Annotated in this window: 17 protein-coding genes; 1 reads left to right on the forward strand and 16 read right to left on the reverse strand. The window is 55.8% G+C overall.

The window, feature by feature from the left end:
* Nucleotides 1–3: 3 nt before the first annotated feature.
* Genes fliJ through fliF form a run of 5 tightly spaced genes read right to left on the reverse strand, consistent with a single transcriptional unit; the run spans nucleotide 4 to nucleotide 5,280 of the window.
* Nucleotides 4–456 (reverse strand): flagellar export protein FliJ, encoded by a 453-nt coding sequence (gene fliJ / locus IV91_RS0102730; RefSeq protein ID WP_031595813.1) that lies wholly within the window; start codon nucleotides 454–456, stop codon nucleotides 4–6.
* Nucleotides 453–1,862 carry a flagellar protein export ATPase FliI gene (gene fliI, locus IV91_RS0102735; protein ID WP_035417027.1) on the reverse strand — a complete coding sequence of 470 codons (1,410 nt, stop codon included), beginning with the start codon at nucleotides 1,860–1,862 and terminating at the stop codon, nucleotides 453–455. Before fliI ends, fliJ begins: the two co-directional genes overlap by 4 nt.
* Nucleotides 1,859–2,563, reverse strand: a complete 705-nt coding sequence (locus IV91_RS0102740; RefSeq protein WP_051861914.1) for a flagellar assembly protein FliH — start codon at nucleotides 2,561–2,563, stop codon at nucleotides 1,859–1,861. Before IV91_RS0102740 ends, fliI begins: the two co-directional genes overlap by 4 nt.
* Complete coding sequence (gene fliG, locus IV91_RS0102745) at nucleotides 2,547–3,542, reverse strand: flagellar motor switch protein FliG (RefSeq protein ID WP_031595817.1); 996 nt, start codon at nucleotides 3,540–3,542, stop codon at nucleotides 2,547–2,549. Before fliG ends, IV91_RS0102740 begins: the two co-directional genes overlap by 17 nt.
* Nucleotides 3,535–5,280: a flagellar basal-body MS-ring/collar protein FliF gene (fliF, locus tag IV91_RS0102750; RefSeq protein WP_031595818.1), complete on the reverse strand. Its 1,746-nt coding sequence runs from the start codon at nucleotides 5,278–5,280 to the stop codon at nucleotides 3,535–3,537. Before fliF ends, fliG begins: the two co-directional genes overlap by 8 nt.
* A 158-nt stretch (nucleotides 5,281–5,438) precedes the next feature.
* Here fliF and fliE point away from each other — a divergent pair, with 158 nt between their 5' ends.
* Nucleotides 5,439–5,768 carry a flagellar hook-basal body complex protein FliE gene (fliE, locus tag IV91_RS0102755; protein ID WP_031595820.1) on the forward strand — a complete coding sequence of 110 codons (330 nt, stop codon included), beginning with the start codon at nucleotides 5,439–5,441 and terminating at the stop codon, nucleotides 5,766–5,768.
* Here fliE and IV91_RS0102760 read toward each other — a convergent pair whose 3' ends face one another.
* The 11 genes from IV91_RS0102760 to IV91_RS0102810 form a co-directional block, all read right to left on the reverse strand.
* Nucleotides 5,769–6,518: a flagellar brake protein gene (locus tag IV91_RS0102760; protein ID WP_031595822.1), complete on the reverse strand. Its 750-nt coding sequence runs from the start codon at nucleotides 6,516–6,518 to the stop codon at nucleotides 5,769–5,771.
* Nucleotides 6,515–6,820: an EscU/YscU/HrcU family type III secretion system export apparatus switch protein gene (locus IV91_RS0102765; protein WP_031595823.1), complete on the reverse strand. Its 306-nt coding sequence runs from the start codon at nucleotides 6,818–6,820 to the stop codon at nucleotides 6,515–6,517. The genes IV91_RS0102760 and IV91_RS0102765 overlap by 4 nt, the downstream gene beginning before the upstream one ends.
* Nucleotides 6,817–7,968 (reverse strand): flagellar hook-length control protein FliK, encoded by a 1,152-nt coding sequence (gene fliK, locus IV91_RS0102770; RefSeq protein ID WP_031595825.1) that lies wholly within the window; start codon nucleotides 7,966–7,968, stop codon nucleotides 6,817–6,819. Before fliK ends, IV91_RS0102765 begins: the two co-directional genes overlap by 4 nt.
* A gap of 17 nt (nucleotides 7,969–7,985) precedes the next feature.
* On the reverse strand, nucleotides 7,986–8,321 hold the full coding sequence (locus tag IV91_RS0102775) for a flagellar protein FliT (RefSeq protein ID WP_031595826.1): 336 nt from the start codon (nucleotides 8,319–8,321) through the stop codon (nucleotides 7,986–7,988).
* A gap of 17 nt (nucleotides 8,322–8,338) precedes the next feature.
* A complete protein-coding gene (gene fliS, locus IV91_RS0102780; RefSeq protein WP_084189873.1) occupies nucleotides 8,339–8,848 on the reverse strand; it encodes a flagellar export chaperone FliS in 510 nt (169 codons plus the stop codon).
* A gap of 11 nt (nucleotides 8,849–8,859) precedes the next feature.
* Nucleotides 8,860–10,875, reverse strand: a complete 2,016-nt coding sequence (gene fliD, locus IV91_RS0102785) for a flagellar filament capping protein FliD (protein WP_031595830.1) — start codon at nucleotides 10,873–10,875, stop codon at nucleotides 8,860–8,862.
* A 15-nt stretch (nucleotides 10,876–10,890) separates the two neighbouring features.
* On the reverse strand, nucleotides 10,891–11,220 hold the full coding sequence (locus IV91_RS16620) for a flagellar protein FlaG (RefSeq protein ID WP_051861919.1): 330 nt from the start codon (nucleotides 11,218–11,220) through the stop codon (nucleotides 10,891–10,893).
* Nucleotides 11,221–11,342: 122 nt separating this feature from the next.
* A complete protein-coding gene (locus tag IV91_RS0102795; RefSeq protein ID WP_031595833.1) occupies nucleotides 11,343–12,770 on the reverse strand; it encodes a flagellin N-terminal helical domain-containing protein in 1,428 nt (475 codons plus the stop codon).
* 127 nt (nucleotides 12,771–12,897) lie between these two features.
* On the reverse strand, nucleotides 12,898–14,568 hold the full coding sequence (locus IV91_RS0102800; protein WP_031595834.1) for a GGDEF domain-containing protein: 1,671 nt from the start codon (nucleotides 14,566–14,568) through the stop codon (nucleotides 12,898–12,900).
* 55 nt (nucleotides 14,569–14,623) lie between these two features.
* Nucleotides 14,624–15,370: a hypothetical protein gene (locus tag IV91_RS0102805; protein WP_150112356.1), complete on the reverse strand. Its 747-nt coding sequence runs from the start codon at nucleotides 15,368–15,370 to the stop codon at nucleotides 14,624–14,626.
* A gap of 27 nt (nucleotides 15,371–15,397) precedes the next feature.
* Nucleotides 15,398–16,168, reverse strand: a complete 771-nt coding sequence (locus IV91_RS0102810; protein WP_031595837.1) for a ParA family protein — start codon at nucleotides 16,166–16,168, stop codon at nucleotides 15,398–15,400.
* Nucleotides 16,169–16,293: the final 125 nt, after the last annotated feature.

Genomic DNA, 16,293 nt, shown 5'->3' on the forward strand with positions numbered 1-16,293 from the left:
CTTTCACTTGGCTTCCGATAATAGATGCGCGATTTTTTGCCCCACCTGCTCATCCAGTGCTTTTTGTTCGATTCGGGTCGTCCGTTCCTGTTCTTTGGAGCAATGACGTTCGGACAATACCTCCATGGAGCGCACCTGACGATGGGCCTTCTGAACCGTCACCTGCCCCTGGCTCACTTCACTGCCCACTTGCGCCACCACAACCTGCTGCTGCCGGACAGCCTCATCCAACCGTCCCAGAAAGTGCTGGAAATTCATCAGAGTTTCAAAGGCACCGCCCACCTGCATGACCGCCTGGTAACGCCCTTCGTAATCCTCACGAAACCGGATCAACATGTCCAGTTTTTTTTGTTCTTCATTGTGGCGTCGGTTGACCTGACCCAACTTCCTGCTCGCTTGATCGCTCCGTGTTTTGGAGAGCGTTTTCAAGATTTCCAACGGGAAAGGACGAGTCACGATGCAACGCTCCCAAACAGGTTAAGAAATTGTTCATTTCCCGACTCCAGGCCCGCCTGCTCCTGGATCCCTTGTACCAGATAATGTTCCATGTCAGGATACCTCTGTATGGCTTCATCCAGCAAGGGATCCGAACCTGGAACATAGGCACCCACGCTCACCAGATCACGGTTGCGCTGGTAGTGGGCATAGAGTTGCTTGAACCGTTGCACCTGCGTCATCTGGCGCGCAGAAACCAGTTGATTCATCGCCCGACTAATGGAGGCTTCCACATCGATGGCGGGATAATGCCCTTGTTCCGCCAAACGGCGCGACAATACGATATGCCCGTCAAGAATGGCCCGGGCGCTGTCGGCGATGGGGTCCTGTTGGTCATCGCCCTCTGTGAGAACAGTATAAAAGGCAGTGATCGACCCGCCTCCCTCGACTCCATTTCCTGCACGTTCCACCAGTTTGGGCAAACGAGCAAAGACCGAGGGAGGGTAGCCTTTGGTGGCCGGTGGCTCCCCAATCGCCAGGGCAATTTCGCGCTGGGCCATGGCATAGCGCGTCAATGAATCCATGATAAGAAGGACATTCTGCCCCTGATCCCGAAAATATTCCGCAATGGTGGTGGCATAGGCGGCGCCCTGCAATCTCAAAAGCGGACTGGTATCGGCCGGAGCCGCCACGACCACAGCCCTTGCCATCCCTTCCTCGCCCAGAATGTCATCGATGAATTCGCGTACTTCGCGCCCCCGTTCCCCGATCAGGCCCACCACGATCACTTCGGCCTCGGTGAAACGAGCCATCATTCCCAACAAAACACTCTTGCCAACGCCGCTGCCCGCAAACAACCCCATGCGCTGACCCCGGCCAACGGTCAACAATGCATTGATGGCGCGCACACCAACATCCAGAGGCTTGCTGATGGGCGTTCGGTCCAAGGGGTTGATGGGGCGGCTTTGCAACGGAGCAGCCTCCCCCTCCCCTAAAGGACCCAATGCATCCAATGGGCGTCCGGCACCATCCACCACACGGCCCAACAATCTTTCTCCCACAGGCAGATGACGCACCCGGTCACTGAGGCGACGACGGGGAAGCAGACGTTTACCCAAAGGGGTGAACGTGGGCGGAATTTCCGCAGGAACGACGCGCGCTCCGGGAATCAAACCATGCACTTCATTTTCCGGCATGAGAAACAGGCGCTCTCCCGCAAACCCCACTACTTCCGCTTCGATTCGGTGATGGGGCAATTCGATCACGCACGTGCTGCCCACCGGCAGACGTAATCCCACCGCTTCCATCACCAGTCCCGTTGCCTTGACCAACTGTCCGCTCACTTGCAATGGGTTGGTCAAGGCAACGGCATCCCGGGCAGCCGCCAAACTTTCACGCCAACCTTCGTTTCGATCAGAAATCGTCATGGTCCGTTTCCCTCCAACCAATCGAATCCCTGACCCAGGGTGGCCACCACATTCTGCCAGCGGTGCGTCAACGAAGCATCGATCTGACTATGGGCCGTATCCAGCCTGCACCCCCCCCGTTCCAAGGTTGCATCTTCCAGAATTTTCCATCCACTATGAGACAGATGCTCGCCCAAATTCTCCCGTACCAGGACTGCATCGGCCGGATTCAAGGTAAGATGGGCGGCTTGATTGAAATGAGGCAGCATCTGCAAGGCTTCCCGAATCACAGGCAGAATCAATTCGGGACGCACCTGTAACGCCTGACGAACCATCTGACGGGCCACCTCGAGAGACAACGCCAGAAGATCCTCCACCACCTTTTGATCCACCTCATGCAGTTGTTTCGTCAAGGAGTCCAAGGTGGCGGCCAATTGCGCCACCACCTCGGTTACTTTATTCCGCCCTTCTGCGTACCCCGCGTCATAGCCGATTTGATAGCCCTGGCGATGTCCTTCCAGTTCGGCCTGCTGGTGAATGACTTCCAGTTCTGCCGCCGTGGGCAAAACCAGTGGAGAAGGGGCAGACTCGGACAGCGGAGACAAACTGAGGGACGAAGGGCTTACCTTGGAATGCGCCGGGTCAAAACTCGGAAATTCCCAGCGCGTGAATGCGCCCACGGGTATCTGTCCCTTTCCTTCAAACTCAGACAAAAGCGTCATCTCCTTTTCCTCCCAGGGCAATCTGCCCTTCATCGGCCATGCGCCGAATAGTCTTGATGATTTCCTTCTGCTCCGCTTCCACATCGCTGACCCGCACCGGTCCCTTGGCATCCAGATCCTCGCGCATCATTTCAGCTGCACGCTGCGACATATTCTTGAAGATTTTTTCACGCAATTCAGGACTGGCACCCTTGAGCGCCACGATCAACGATTCGGACTGTATTTCGCGCAGGATCAACTGGATACCACGATCATCAATCTCCATTACATTATCGAATACAAACATCTCATCGAGAATCTTCTGGGCCAAATCAGGATCATAGGCGCGCATCGCTTCAATAACCGAGGCTTCCGTCGTTCCCCCCACATAGTTAAGAATTTCGGCCGTTGCCTTGGTTCCCCCCTTGATGCGCTTTTTCGTGGTCGCCGATCCCATCAACAGTTTGGTCAGTACATCATTGAGTTCACGCAATGCCAAGGGCTGCACTCCATCCAGCGTAGCGATACGCAGGATGACATCATTTCGGGTTCGCTCCGTCAACGCATTCAGAACACCCGCGCATTGATCCGGTTCGAGATGGGCCAGAATGGTCGCAATGATCTGCGGGTGTTCATTACTGATCAACTCGGCAATGCTGACGGCATCCATCCATTTCAGGCTTTCAATCCCGCTGGTGTCTCCCCCATGCAAAATCCGCTCGATCAATCCGGCGGCCTTGTCATCCCCCAGTGCCTGATTGAGCATTTTCTTGATGTAATCCGATGAATTACTGCCCACCGACGTTTTTTCTCCTGCCAGTTGATGGAATTCATCAAAGACCGTACTGATCTGTTCCTTGGTCAGAGACTTCATGGATGCCATGGCTGTACTGATTTTCTGGACTTCCTTGGGAGACAACTGCTTCAACACTTCGGCAGCTTCATTTTCTCCCAGGGCCATGAGAAACACCGCGCATTTGTCGACGCCTTCGTCACTCATTCCCGTGCATCCAGTCACGTAACACCGAAGCCACAATCGCCGGTTCCTGCAGGGCAATCGCGCGCGCTTTGGTCAACTTGGCTTCATGTTGAGAAGTTTCGGAAAGCGCCTGTCCATTGGCTCCATACCCGGCACCTTCCAGTGCTTCCTCGCCCTCTCGCTCTCTTCCTTCCTCGAGTACATCCATCACCGAAGCCACCGGTGGTTTGAGCGCCTGATTGAAATTACGCACCGCAGGCCGAATGATCCCCAGCATCAGGTACAACGCCACCCCAAGGATCACCAGGTATTTCAAAGCATTCTTGACCAGAGCCACGTTCTCGGGTTGTTTCCAGAGGGGCATTTCCAGTTCTTTTTCTTTCTGATCGGCAAAGGGACTATTGAAAAGACTGAGCGCATCGCCACGCTTTTCATCAAAACCCACAGCATCCTTGATCAGCAGGGACATCTGGGTTTTTTCCCCCTCACTGAAGGGCCGCACACTCACTTTCCCGGCACTGTCCGTGACCCGGTGATTATTGAGGATGACTGCAACAGACAAACGACGGACCATTCCAACGGGCAGGCGGGTATGGCTGATGGTATGGTCGACGTCATAATTGGTGGTCATTTCCTTGTGCGTATTTTCGGAATTCTGAACCGTTGTTGCGCTGACAGGTCCGGGCGGTTGCCCCAACTTTACGCCGGGGGCCGTGGGATTGGCTCCTGCCACGGGATTGGCCGGATTGGGGGCAGCATTGGGTGCGGTCAAGGGTGCAGTCGCCGGAACCGGCGGTTGGTTGGTCAGGGCGCCGGGAACCCCACCCACGGCGGGTGCATTGATATTGCTGGACTCCGCGGTTTGCTGGCTGACCACGGCAGCTTGATTGGGCGGCTGATTGGGTTTATAGGCCTCGGTGGTTTGTTCAGACTGGGTAAAATCCACATCGGCGGTTACCTGGGCATGCACATTGGCCAAACCCACCAAAGGTGACAGAATATCCTCAATACGCTTGATATCGTCCTGCTCGATCTGGTGCACATATTTCAACTGCTCCGCATCCAGAGCCGAATTTTCTCCAGAAGGGGGGGCACTTAACAGATTGCCACTTTGATCCACCACCGTCACATTGTGCGGTGTCAGCTTGGGGACGCTGCTGGATACCAGATGGACGATGGCGTTCACCTGTCCGGAATCCAACGCTCGGCCCGGATATAAAGCCAGCACCACAGAAGCCGTGGGGAGTTCCTGCTCGCGCACAAAAACCGTTGGCTTGGGAATGGCCAGATGGATGCGTGCCGCTTGCACCGCCGAAAGAGATTGCACCGAACGGGCCAACTCCCCTTCCAGAGCCCGTTTGTAATTGACCTGCTCCAGAAATTCGCTGGTTCCGAATTTTTCGTTCTCCATCAACTCGAAGCCAACGGTACCCCCCTTGGGTAAACCTTGCCCCGCCAAATGCAGCCTCACTTCATGAACCTGGTCGGCGGGAACCATCAAGGCTCCGCCTCCCTCGGCGAACTTGTAGGGCACATTCATCTGTTGCAACGAATCGACAATGGCCCCCCCGTCCCGATCCGAGAGATTGCTGTAGAGAACCCGATAGTCTGGTGTGGCTCCCCACAGCCAAAGACCCGTAATCAAAGCCACCAAAGCCGCCAGGGCTACCCCCAGACCCATTTTCTGGCCCGCCGTCAAACGCCCCCACGCTTGATTGAAAAGCGAAGGAGGCGGTGCGTTTTCTACCAGTTCAGCCATGGTGGTCCAGGGAAATACGGAGTGGTCAACCCGTTCATTATGCGTTCTTTCCGTCCCCTCCGTCCGTCAAACAGAGAGGAAAACCCCAAGGTATTTCATTGATCAAATCCACCGGGACAAACCTACACTGTCCTCAGGATGGGAGAGGAGACCAGATCATGAATGTTTCGGCGGTTGACGGCCTGTTGGCGCAGATGCAGGCGGCAGCCACGGCAGCACAGGGGGGCTCCCGCCCGCTCTCCCGTTCCAGTCCCTCTGCCACAGGTGCGGATTTTTCCACTCTTCTCAAACATTCCGTGGATCAAATCGCCCAATCTCAATCACAGGCGGACTCCCTGACTCAGAAATTCACCTCAGGAAGTTCCAATGTCAGTTTGAGCGATGCCATGATGGCCATGCAAAAAGCCACCATCACCCTTCAAACCGGAATTCAGATCCGTAACAAGGTCGTCACGGCCTATACGGATATCATGAACATGCAAGTCTGATCAGGGCAGTTGTTCTCGCTGCCGGCGGGTGATGTAGCGTTGCAGTTGCATGGCCATGCGGGAGGACAGAGTGATGAAGCGACATCCGATTACAGTCAATTCTTCGCCAGAGGGCATGCGTGTCAGCGCAGAATGACGCACTTGAATGTCAAAAACGATCTCGCTTCCATCTTCAAGAGTCAAACGACAGTCCTGCACCTGGTCAGCGGGTTTGAGCGATGCATTCTCCACCCTTTCACTGTACAAGGCCACTCCACCTTCACTGATATCCCGTACCGTAAAACGCAAGGGTTCCTGTCCAACTTTCGCTTCCACCTGGCATTTCAACAACCCCGGAGGAAGATACAGCCGAAAAAAATCCCGTCGCTGAAGCCGGGTCAGGTACTCGGGATAGGGTAAATAAAATTGATTCGAATCCTCTCGTCGTTGCAGTTCAAGTTGTTTCACCGGAAACTGAATTTTGGCTTGCAGGTGCGCACTCACAAAGAATTTTTCCGAACTGGCCTCGATGCGTTGATTGACCTCGGTGTCGCCTGTTGCATCAAGCCAGAATCCGTCGGTCTCCAAATCCAGAATGACCGTGACGATCACTCCTCCTTCATGGGCTCCGTAGTACAAAGCCACTCTTTCTCCGTGTCGGGCAATGTCGCGCAGGATGCCGCGCACGGCCATGGGCGCATCGATTCGAAAGGCGTGTTCCTCATCCGGCGTAAAAGATTCTATGGTCAGGGCAACATCAGGATTGATCATACCAGGGTGTTCTCACTGTGAATGGGTTGTTTACCTTCCAGACGATACAACCAAGCCAGCAATTCGGCAACTGCCAAATAAAGTTGAGGCGGAATATGACTGTCCAATTCCACCTGCATGAGCAAACCCACCAACTCTGTGGACTCGTGTACGAAGACGCCATGCTCCCGAGCTTTTTCGATGATGGCTTGAGCCAGAAGCCCCCGCCCTTTGGCAACCACCTTGGGTGCGGCGCTACTGTTTTGCCCCAGGTAGGCCAAAGCCACGGCCACCTGCTGGGGCGGTGGATTCCCTGTACTCACTCTCCCACCCCCGGCGAAGAGGCAGAAGTCACAACGGATAAATTCGTGACATTGAGCCCACTGGCCTGCATGGATTTCACCAAATCCGATCCATGTTGGGTCAAAGTGGCACGGGTCGATGCAGAGACGGTCCCCAAGCGCACCGTCACTCCTCGAGAATCCAGGGTCAGATGGGCTGACACAGCACCCAGCACCGGCAAACCCAGATGGACTTCCGTATGCCAGGTGGAGGCGGTCTGATCCTGCGCCGAGGGTGAGGAAGACTCCGGCCAAATCTGCCATTTCAAGGCCTGTTGGGGGGTCAGCATTCCTTGCCAGAGTACCCGCCCCGACTCCAGAATACCCAACTGTTGCTGGACCAACGCCTGCAGATGCGCCGGCACTCCGGGGGTGGCCGCAGAGGAAGATGCCGCTCCTGCAAGACCAATTGCGCTCATCGATCCAAGACTGTCCGGTGGTTGCCGGACCAACGCCTGCAGAGGTGCCGGTACTCCGGAGGTGAGCGCAGAAGAAGGTGTTGCTCCTGCAGTGCCATTTCCGCTCATCGACCCAAGACTGCCCGGCAGAAGCGCAGCCTGTGGCTGATTTTGGGGTTCGGCGCGCAACTGCGCGGTGCTTTGTTGCCCACCCACCCATTGTCCTTGGTGGGATTCATAAAACAAACCGCTGGCGGTGAGTGCCTGCTGAAGTGAGTGGGCCAAGGCCACGGAATCCAGTGCGCCGGAAGAGGTCACCAGGGGGGTACGGGACAAGAGTCCCTGAACCGGGTCTTGTGGTGCCTGCATCAGGTCAGACAACATGCGCGCGGTGGTTCCCAGTTGCGTCGTGGTTCCCGCCTCCGGATTCGAGGGGGTATTCACCACCCCAAAGGTCAGGCGGGGTTGCAAGGTCAATACTTGAAGGGTAACGCCTGTACCCGCAGGCAATGACGTCGGCAAAGGCAACTGGACCACTTGCGTGTTCACACGTACTGAATAGAGACCCGATGAAATCTCCGCCAGAAGGACCCCTTGCACCTGTTGCCCCAATTGCAGCGTACTGGTCAAGGCGGCCTGAGAAGCGGGAGGCGCAGGGGGTGCCCCGGAGGGCAAAGGATCGCGGTTCAGCGCATAAGCCTGCAGTGCGCTCAAGAGGTCAGTGGGCAGCACGATTCCACCTCATCCCCTCAACGGGAGGGCGTATAGGCTTGGCGCACCTTTCTTTCCTGGCGCGTATTACGCAAGGCCCATTGTAACTTTTCCATCCACGGCTGAGTGTTCTGGCGAATACTGGCATCATCTGCCAGAATCTTCAGGATCAGCGCTTTCTTGCGCGCGCGCTCAGACTCCTCCAGGGAACTTCTGGCATCGGCCTGGCGCATGATCTGCACCCGTTCCTGACATTTCTTTTCCAGCGCCACCAACTGATCCCACTGGCCGGAAGCCGCAGCTTCGCGCATCAACCCCATCAACGAAGACAGGGCTTCATAATTCTGAACGGCGGCTGGGAAAGTGAGATCCATGAGGCATTATACCTTTTTTAGATTTGTTGATAGGCATTCAGGGCCTGACGAACCCCGGCAGATACCCCCTCGTTACCACGGGCATTCAGCGTCACCACCTTCTCCCGCGCAGCAGCAGAAGGATGCGGCGCTGTCTCGGTTTCTCCCGGACGAATGGCCTCCCATCCTCCCCTCAGTTCGATCAGAAGTCTGGAGACCTCATCCAGCATGGCCACCTCGTTTCTCAGATTGGCTTCGAGCAGGCGCGCACTCATGTATGCGTACAACGCACTCAGATTTTGCACCAATTCCCCCCCCACCGACAGGTTCAAACTGGCCATCAAACCTTCTTCAATAATGGAAATGGCTTGGGAAATGGATTTTCCCTTGGCACCCACCTCGTTGTTCATCAGATGATTTCGGGCCGCCGCGATGGATAGCAAAGCTCCTTGATAGAGTAACAATACGAGTTTATGCGCATCTGCCGAATGGACACTGGAATCGATCCCCACTTCTTCATACTTGTTGAGTTTCGACAACATACTCATGCTGATTTCTCCTAGCGAAGTTGGGCCAACTGGGTGGACAGATAACTACTGGTTTGACTCATGGTGCCGAGCATGACATTCAAGGCCGTGTATTGGGCGGTCAAGGACTGTTGAATACTGGTGAGACGACCCTGCCAGTTAGTAATCTGGCTCCCGATATTGCTGATGCTACTATTGAGTCCACTGATCTCGGCGGCAATCGGTCCACTGATGGGATCCAGCAGAGAGGTTGCAAGATTGCTCAGACTGACCGCATAGCCTTGCGAAAATGAAACTGTCCCGCGACTGCCCGTACTGCCCCCATTGATGGTCAGGGACAACCCTGAACTGTTTCCCGCCGTGGAGGTCAACAACTGGCCTGACCCGGTTGCCGTTGCTCCATTGATACTGCCCGCCACATCCAGTCCATTAGTTTGGACGGGAGTGCTGCCCAATAGTCCGGAACTGCCATTCCCACCGGTCACCGCCACGGCGGAAGCAGACCCATACACACTACTGGTCAGATTCAAGTCACCGCTGGCATTGACAGTGACGCCCACGGTGACTCCTGCCGCAGACAATGCCGAGTTGCCATTGATGGAGGACTGCAACTGAGCGGCCAGGACGCTGGCACTGGTGTAGGTTCCTGCCGGAACGGTGACCCCCACGGCGGTCCCGTCCACGTTCAAATTAAGCGTATCGTTGGACCCTGCCGTAATGGTCAGGTTGGGGGCAGCCGAACCGGTCAATTGGCCCTGGGTGGCCACCTGGGTGACATTGACGGCGTAGGTCCCAGGCTGCGTACTGGAACTAGACCCCGTATATTGAACCAGACTGTCGGTGGCCTTGCCCACCGTACTGAACAAACTGGTGATATCCGAAGGTTGCTTGGCGATGGCCGCATTCAATTGACTGCTGTTCACCGCCATGGATCCGTCTTGCTGAAAAGTTACACCGATTTCCGCCAAGGTCGAATAAACCGACGTAGTGCCTGAAATGGGCGTATTGAGAATGCTGCGGATCTGATTCTGAATATTATTGACCATGGGGTCTCCGAACAGCGGCCCCGCCGTCTTGCTGGTGCTATCGTAACTGGCTACCCCCTGAATCGCTGTGTTCAGGGCATTGTAAGCAGTAACCAGTTGGTTGACCGCGCTCGACACCGCCCCCGTATTCTGAGCCACCGAAACCGTGGCAGGGGTAGATGTAATCCCGCTCAGGTTGAAGGTGATCCCTTGAACCGCATTACTCACGGTATTGGTGCTTTGCGAAACAGGAATTCCATTGACGGTCATCTGGGCATTCAGCGCTGCGCTCGATTGGGTCAAATCCTGGGTCCCCGCCGGATTTTCGCTCAGGAGCGAAGTCAGGGTGGCATCACCAGAAACCCCGATCTGCATGCTGTTGCTCGACCCCGTGGGCCCGGTCAGCACCAAGCGATAGGGCGTGCTGCTGCCATCATTGACGATGGTGGCATTTATCCCGATATTGGCAGCATTGATGGCAGCCGCAATTCCAGACAAGGAATTGTTGCTGCTGTTGATGGTCACGGTTTTGCTACCACTTCCACTGGGCGTAAAGGTCGCTCCGGTGTAGGTTCCACCGCTCAGGGTCCCGCCGCTGATGGCACCGAAGTTGAAGGTCAGGGTGGTGGATGCCCCACTGCCGATGGGCGCCGTCTCGCTGGTCTGCCCTGCCGCCACCAAACTTTGTGCCTGTGCCAACTGCGAAACCGAAACACTATAATTCCCCGGAGTTGCGGTGGAAGACGCCGTGGCACTGACGGCACTGGAACTGGAGGTCGTCGAATAATTCTGGTACTGCCCGAGGGTCGTCAGGCTCTGAATCGCCGTCTGAAAAGAGGAAACCGCGCCTTGAACCGTATTCAGCGCCGTGATCGTGGACTGAAATCCCGATTGCTCATTCTGCAGCTGAGTCACCGGTTGGCTTTCCACCTGCATCAACTGACCGACGATGCTCGCCACATCGATGGAACTGGAGGTCATCGAACCGCTGGGAATCAATCCCGAAGTAGAAGAAATTGCCATGATACCTCCCCGAGGTCAGGCCTTCTGGTTCAACAATGTCCCTTTCTGGGGCAGGGCATCGATGGCCTGAGCAATGGCCATCGCCTGGCGGGAAGGGATTTGGGCAATTACTGCGCCTGTTTTAGCTTCCACCACTTTGACCACCGGTTCATGGGTGGTTTTATCCACACTGAAGGTCAAACCACGGTTGAGAAAGGACGATTGATTGAGGGTTTGAACAGCCCCGTTCACCTGCGCAGAATTCGCTGTCCGGTTTGGAGTCGCAGGCATGCTGGTCACTGCAGCCGCCCCTGCCGTGACAGGGGCTGAATTCTCCGAAACAGCAGGAATTGCACTCGCACCCACGGGTATTCCTGTTGAATTGACCGCTTGGATAACCATGATTGAACCTCACTCTATAAGGAGGACGAAAAGTCGGACCGAGAAGGTTTCCCCTGTCCGACTTTCATCCTACCGTGTGGCCCTGCTTACTTCAACAGGGTCAGTACCGCATTGGGCATGGCATTGGCTTGCGCCAGCATGGCCGTGCCCGCTTGTTGCAGAATCTGGGTACGGGTCAGCGTCGCCGTAGTGGCTGCAAAGTCGGTACTCTGGATCTGGCTTTGCGCCGCCGTCAGATTCTGCGTACTGGTGGCCAGATTACTCACCACCGAGGTCAGCCGGTTCTGGATGGCCCCCAGCAGCCCCTGAGTCTGCAACACCGTGTTGATTGCGCTGTCGATGGTGGTAATAGCCTGCTGCGCGCTGGTTTGGGTACTGACATTCATGGTCGCGATACTGGTGGGTGTGTTGGTGGCGGCGGTGGTCCCTGAGGCAAGCCCGGCATTGGCCACGCTAGCGCCACCGATCACGATCCCACCGGAACCGGTACTATTCAGGGACAGCGTGCCATCAGTAGTGCCTGAGGCTAAGCCTGTACCTGTTGTCGTACCCGAAACGACGATATCGCGCCCATCCGCTGCCGTCAAGGTCACCGCACCGGTGGTGGCATTGGCTGTGGCGGTCACCCCGGTCTGGGCGGAGATCAGGTTGATGGCCGCCGCCGTATTCGCCCCCTCCCCCATCGTATTCCCCCCTGCGGCAATTGCCCCCACGTTCACCCCATTAATGCTAAAAGCGCCGGCAGCTATCGCAGTGGTTCCTATCGTACCCGAAGCCCCCGTGACACTGGTGGCATTGGCCGTGGCGGTCACCCCGGAACTGCCGGAGATCGCATTGATGGCATTGGCGATGGAATAGGCGCTGTCAGCGGTTTGTCCTGGAGCTGTCCCCGCCACAGAAGCCCCCACTTGAAACCCGTTGAGCGTGAGATCCCCGGCAACCAAGGCTGAAGTGGTCGCCCCTCCGTTGACGGAGGCCTGCAAAGTCCCCGCACTTCCCAAATTACTGGTCTGCATGCTGGTGATACCGGACAACTGGATGACGGAATTGGCGGTGTTGTTGGCCCCTACCTGAAAATTCTGGGCGGTAAAGGTGCCGCTGAGCAAACTCACTCCGTTGAACTGTGTAGACATGGCCACGCGCTGGATTTCTGCCGAGAGTTGCTGGACTTCAGAATTCATGGAGGCGCGGTTGGAACTGGAATAAGTGGAGTTGGCGGATTGCACGGCCAGACTGCGCATGGTCTGCAGGTTATTGATGATGGACTGCATGGCGCCACTGGCGGTTTGAGCCAGAGAGATGGCATCATTGGCGTTACGGGTGGCCTGGGCATACCCGCCCAACTGGCTGCCCATGACGGTGGCAATGGCGTAGCCAGCGGCATTGTCCTTGGCACTGTTGATGGACAAACCGGAGGACAGTTGCTGAATGGCAGTGGCCATTTGGGTCTGGGAGTTGCTCAGGTTTTGCTGCGCCATCATCGAGGTGATGTTGGTATTGAGGTAGATAGCCATGATAAAGCTCCTTATTGGTTGATCCTGGCGCAGGCCTGACTGCCTTGCTCCTGACTCGGTGACCGGTCGAAATGACTGGTCCTTTGATCCAGTTATCGGACAACCCCAGAGAAACTTTAGGAAGATTTCATGATTCCGCCTTGACAACGCGGTTTTTCCCCGCTGCCTTGGCCTGATACATGGCCTGATCAGCGCGCCCAATGGCTTCTTCGGCGGTTTCATTCAGACCCCGTATGGCCACGCCGGCACTGAAAGTGATGATGATTTCTTCCCCGTCGTAGACAAACAACTTCTGGGCCAGCAAACGTTGCAGACGTTGCAGGATATCCGTCGCTTCATTGATATGGGTGGCTGGAAGGACCACCAGAAACTCCTCTCCCCCATAACGAGCCACCGCATCCGTGGGACGCAGGGCGGTCTTGATGGTTTCGGACACATGCATCAGCGCCAGATCTCCGGCCTTATGACCCAGAAGATCGTTGAAAAGTTTGAAATTATCAATATCCAGCAAACTGATGCAAAGCGGCGATTGCGTGCGGTTGGAACGGGTAATCTCCCGCTGCAGTACGTCCTCCATCCCCCGGCGGTTGAGCGCACCGGTCAACTGATCTTCGCGCACCAGTTCACTGACCTGTTCCAGTTCCTGCTCCAGCAGACGAATTTTTTCCTGGGCTTCCACCGCCTGACGGCGCGCCACCATCAGTTCTTCGTGGGAGCGCAGGGTACTGGCCTGAATGACGCGGGTGTCCTGCATCAGGTCTTCCAGAATATGTCCCAGTTCGGTGAGATTGTCAGCCAGTCCAATCTTGAGATTGTAGCCCTCGATCTTGGCCTGATAATCCCCCGTGCTTTCGGTCATTTCCCCCATGCGATCGATAAAACTGGTCATCAAGATCTTGAGGGTGTCCTTGGCATCCGCCAGACTCTGCTTGAGTGAACTCTGTTTGACCAGGGCCTCGCGCAAATTCTTTTCCGCATCGGCAATACTGCACTTGTCGAGGGGTTGTTCCATGATATCGCGCAAGATGGAAATTTGTCCGTGCAACCACTTGTCGTCTGCCACCAATTCCCCGACATTTTCCACCAGCAGTCGCAAGAGACTGAGCAGGCCTTCCTGGATCTTGACCTTGTCCCCCCCCCGCAATTCCATTTTGACCCAGAAATGGCGCAATTTCTTGGCGACATCCGTGACCTGATCCCCATTAACCGCCGCCCTGATCTGCGTCACCAGGATATTGATTTCTTCGCCCAATTCGGGTTGAAGCAATTTATTGCTTTCCAGCGTCTGAGCCAACAAATCACGCAAATGCGCCATGACCACCGGATCAATGGCCGTATCCATGCCACTCGCCACAGCCTGCACCGGACCACTGGACACAACCGGGGAAACAGGGGGGTTGTTTTCGATGGATTCGGGGGCTTCCCCTGAAGAAACCACTCCGCTCCCCCAGGATCGCATCAGCCCCTGCAGTTTTTCATAGAGAAGTTCAGAATCATTGCCGAAGCGCGCTAATACGGTATTTACCCCTTCTTTCTTGCGGGAAAGGGTCATTCCCTTATGGGGCAAATCGATTTGTCGTAACAATTCACGAATCAATCCGCCCCAGGCCAGAGAAGGACGTACCTCTGCGGGTTCCGCAACAGGGCCGGAGGGAGGCACAACGGGCCGAAAGATTTCTTTGCCGCTGATTTCAGCGTAAAGACGGGCGTAATTCTCCGGAGTGGGAGACAGTTTTCGCGCCACCAGGGCTTTCAGGGTTTTACCCGCCAATTCGGCGGGGGTGGGTTCGGAGGCCATGATGTATTCTTGGGGGGGACACGTTTTTAGCAGCAAAGAGAGATTGTACTCCTGCTCAGTGCAGCCCGAAAAGGGTTTTGAATCCAACATAAACATTTCCTCCACAGAATTGCCCGTACCCGAGAACCCCGATGAGGCCCACGATTCCCGAGATAACCCAAAGGATACGGTTTCTGCGTTGCACCTGACGCAGCCTCGTTTCCATTCCCAGCACCCGTTGGGCCCATTGAACCTCGTTGATCTCAGCCGTGATGGTGGTGTGCAACCGTGCTTCCAGGGTTTGCTTCTCCCTGGCCCGGTTCAGAAGTTCCTGTTCTGCTTCGATGCGTTGTTCCGTTTCATCCAGAGCACTCTGCTCCTGTTTCTGGCGCGCCCGGATCTGAAGCATCAGAATAGATTCCTCCTCCTGTCTCGCCCGCGCCATACTCATGGCCTCCCGTGCTGCGCGCAAACGCTCCGTGGCCAAAATCGTGGCCCGTTCTTCTTCTAAAATCCGCGCATTATCGGCCTCGATGGCACGCAGGGCAATTTCCATTCGCCCTTCGATGGCTTCAATGGCCCGTCGTTCTGCCTGCTGTCGTTCTCCCTCCAGTCGCTTCAAATCCTCGTTGCGCGACTGTACCAACTGATCCACGGGAACCGCCCGCAAAACGGCTTCTGCACGCAGTTTGGCCTGTTCTTCCAGAAAAGCATGGGTTTCTGCCTCCACTTGAGATCGGGCTGCTCGTATGGTCGCCAACCCCTCTTCCAGGTCTGGTGACGCTTCATCCTGAAGCCAATGCCGCTGAAGTGCCATGCTCATGATCATCCCCCCTTTTATTTTTCTTGCTTACTTTCGACCCACCTGTAAAAACCCCGCCTCTGACAATTCTTTTGCCAACGCAGCATAATCTGCCGCTCCCCCACTATGGGGGGCATAACGAAATACATCCTGACTGACGGAAGGACTGGTGGCCAATGCGACGTTTTCTGCAATTCTGGTTTTACAGACAGTCTCTCCATAGCGTTCACGCAACTGGCGATCCACCTCAAATGCCAATTTGCGGCGCGGATTGAATCGGGTTACCACGATTCGTCGCGGGTAGATCCGTTTGAGACGTTTTTCCAGCACGTCTAGAGCGGTAGCAAGCCGAAAGACTCCCTGCAGTGACAAATAGTCGGCGGCCACCGGGATCAGGACGTAATCCGCCGCCAACAACGCATTCAAGGTCAACACCCCCAGATTGGGACAACAATCCATCAGAATGGGTGAACGTTCACGCACCACGGCATTCATGCCTTTACTCAAAAGCGCGGCTGCCTTGGGGTCCCCCCCCCTGAGCGCATCGATCTTGGAAAGATCCGGGGAAGCAGGAATCAAGTCCCAGCCTGAGCGCGTCCTTTCGAGCAAATGCAGGAGGGGCGTTTGGTGTTGGAAAAACGCAGCCATCCCTGCTCCCGGTGAAGCCACCACCCCACTGGCCAAACTGAGGTGGCCTTGAGGATCGAGATCGAGCAACAACGGATTCGCTCCATCGCGCACCCAGGCAGCCGCCAGGTTGAGGCAAGTCGTGGTTTTTCCTACTCCTCCCTTCTGATTGAATACCGCAATGACACTCATGCCGCTCCCTTCTCGCTTCTGAAAACCCAATCCTCTGCATCACTCTGCATCACTGTAGTATGCAACTTGCCAGTCCACTCCGAAGGGGCGAAATGAAGCAGTTTTTCCGCTCAATCCGTTGAAAA

Source organism: Ferrovum myxofaciens, assembly GCF_000735045.1.
Taxonomy (GTDB): Bacteria; Pseudomonadota; Gammaproteobacteria; order Burkholderiales; family Ferrovaceae; genus Ferrovum; species Ferrovum myxofaciens.

Excerpts from the sequence above, each read along its gene's own strand:
- fliI (WP_035417027.1), bottom strand. The coding sequence starts at position 1,862 with ATGACGATTTCTGATCGAAACGAAGGTTGGCGTGAAAGTTTGGCGGCT.
- IV91_RS0102740 (WP_051861914.1), bottom strand. The coding sequence starts at position 2,563 with ATGACGCTTTTGTCTGAGTTTGAAGGAAAGGGACAGATACCCGTGGGC.
- fliG (WP_031595817.1), bottom strand. The coding sequence starts at position 3,542 with ATGAGTGACGAAGGCGTCGACAAATGCGCGGTGTTTCTCATGGCCCTG.
- fliF (WP_031595818.1), bottom strand. The coding sequence starts at position 5,280 with ATGGCTGAACTGGTAGAAAACGCACCGCCTCCTTCGCTTTTCAATCAA.
- fliE (WP_031595820.1), top strand. The coding sequence starts at position 5,439 with ATGAATGTTTCGGCGGTTGACGGCCTGTTGGCGCAGATGCAGGCGGCA.
- IV91_RS0102760 (WP_031595822.1), bottom strand. The coding sequence starts at position 6,518 with ATGATCAATCCTGATGTTGCCCTGACCATAGAATCTTTTACGCCGGAT.
- IV91_RS0102775 (WP_031595826.1), bottom strand. The coding sequence starts at position 8,321 with ATGGATCTCACTTTCCCAGCCGCCGTTCAGAATTATGAAGCCCTGTCT.
- fliS (WP_084189873.1), bottom strand. The coding sequence starts at position 8,848 with ATGAGTATGTTGTCGAAACTCAACAAGTATGAAGAAGTGGGGATCGAT.
- fliD (WP_031595830.1), bottom strand. The coding sequence starts at position 10,875 with ATGGCAATTTCTTCTACTTCGGGATTGATTCCCAGCGGTTCGATGACC.
- IV91_RS0102795 (WP_031595833.1), bottom strand. The coding sequence starts at position 12,770 with ATGGCTATCTACCTCAATACCAACATCACCTCGATGATGGCGCAGCAA.
- IV91_RS0102800 (WP_031595834.1), bottom strand. The coding sequence starts at position 14,568 with ATGGCCTCCGAACCCACCCCCGCCGAATTGGCGGGTAAAACCCTGAAA.
- IV91_RS0102805 (WP_150112356.1), bottom strand. The coding sequence starts at position 15,370 with ATGAGCATGGCACTTCAGCGGCATTGGCTTCAGGATGAAGCGTCACCA.
- IV91_RS0102810 (WP_031595837.1), bottom strand. The coding sequence starts at position 16,168 with ATGAGTGTCATTGCGGTATTCAATCAGAAGGGAGGAGTAGGAAAAACC.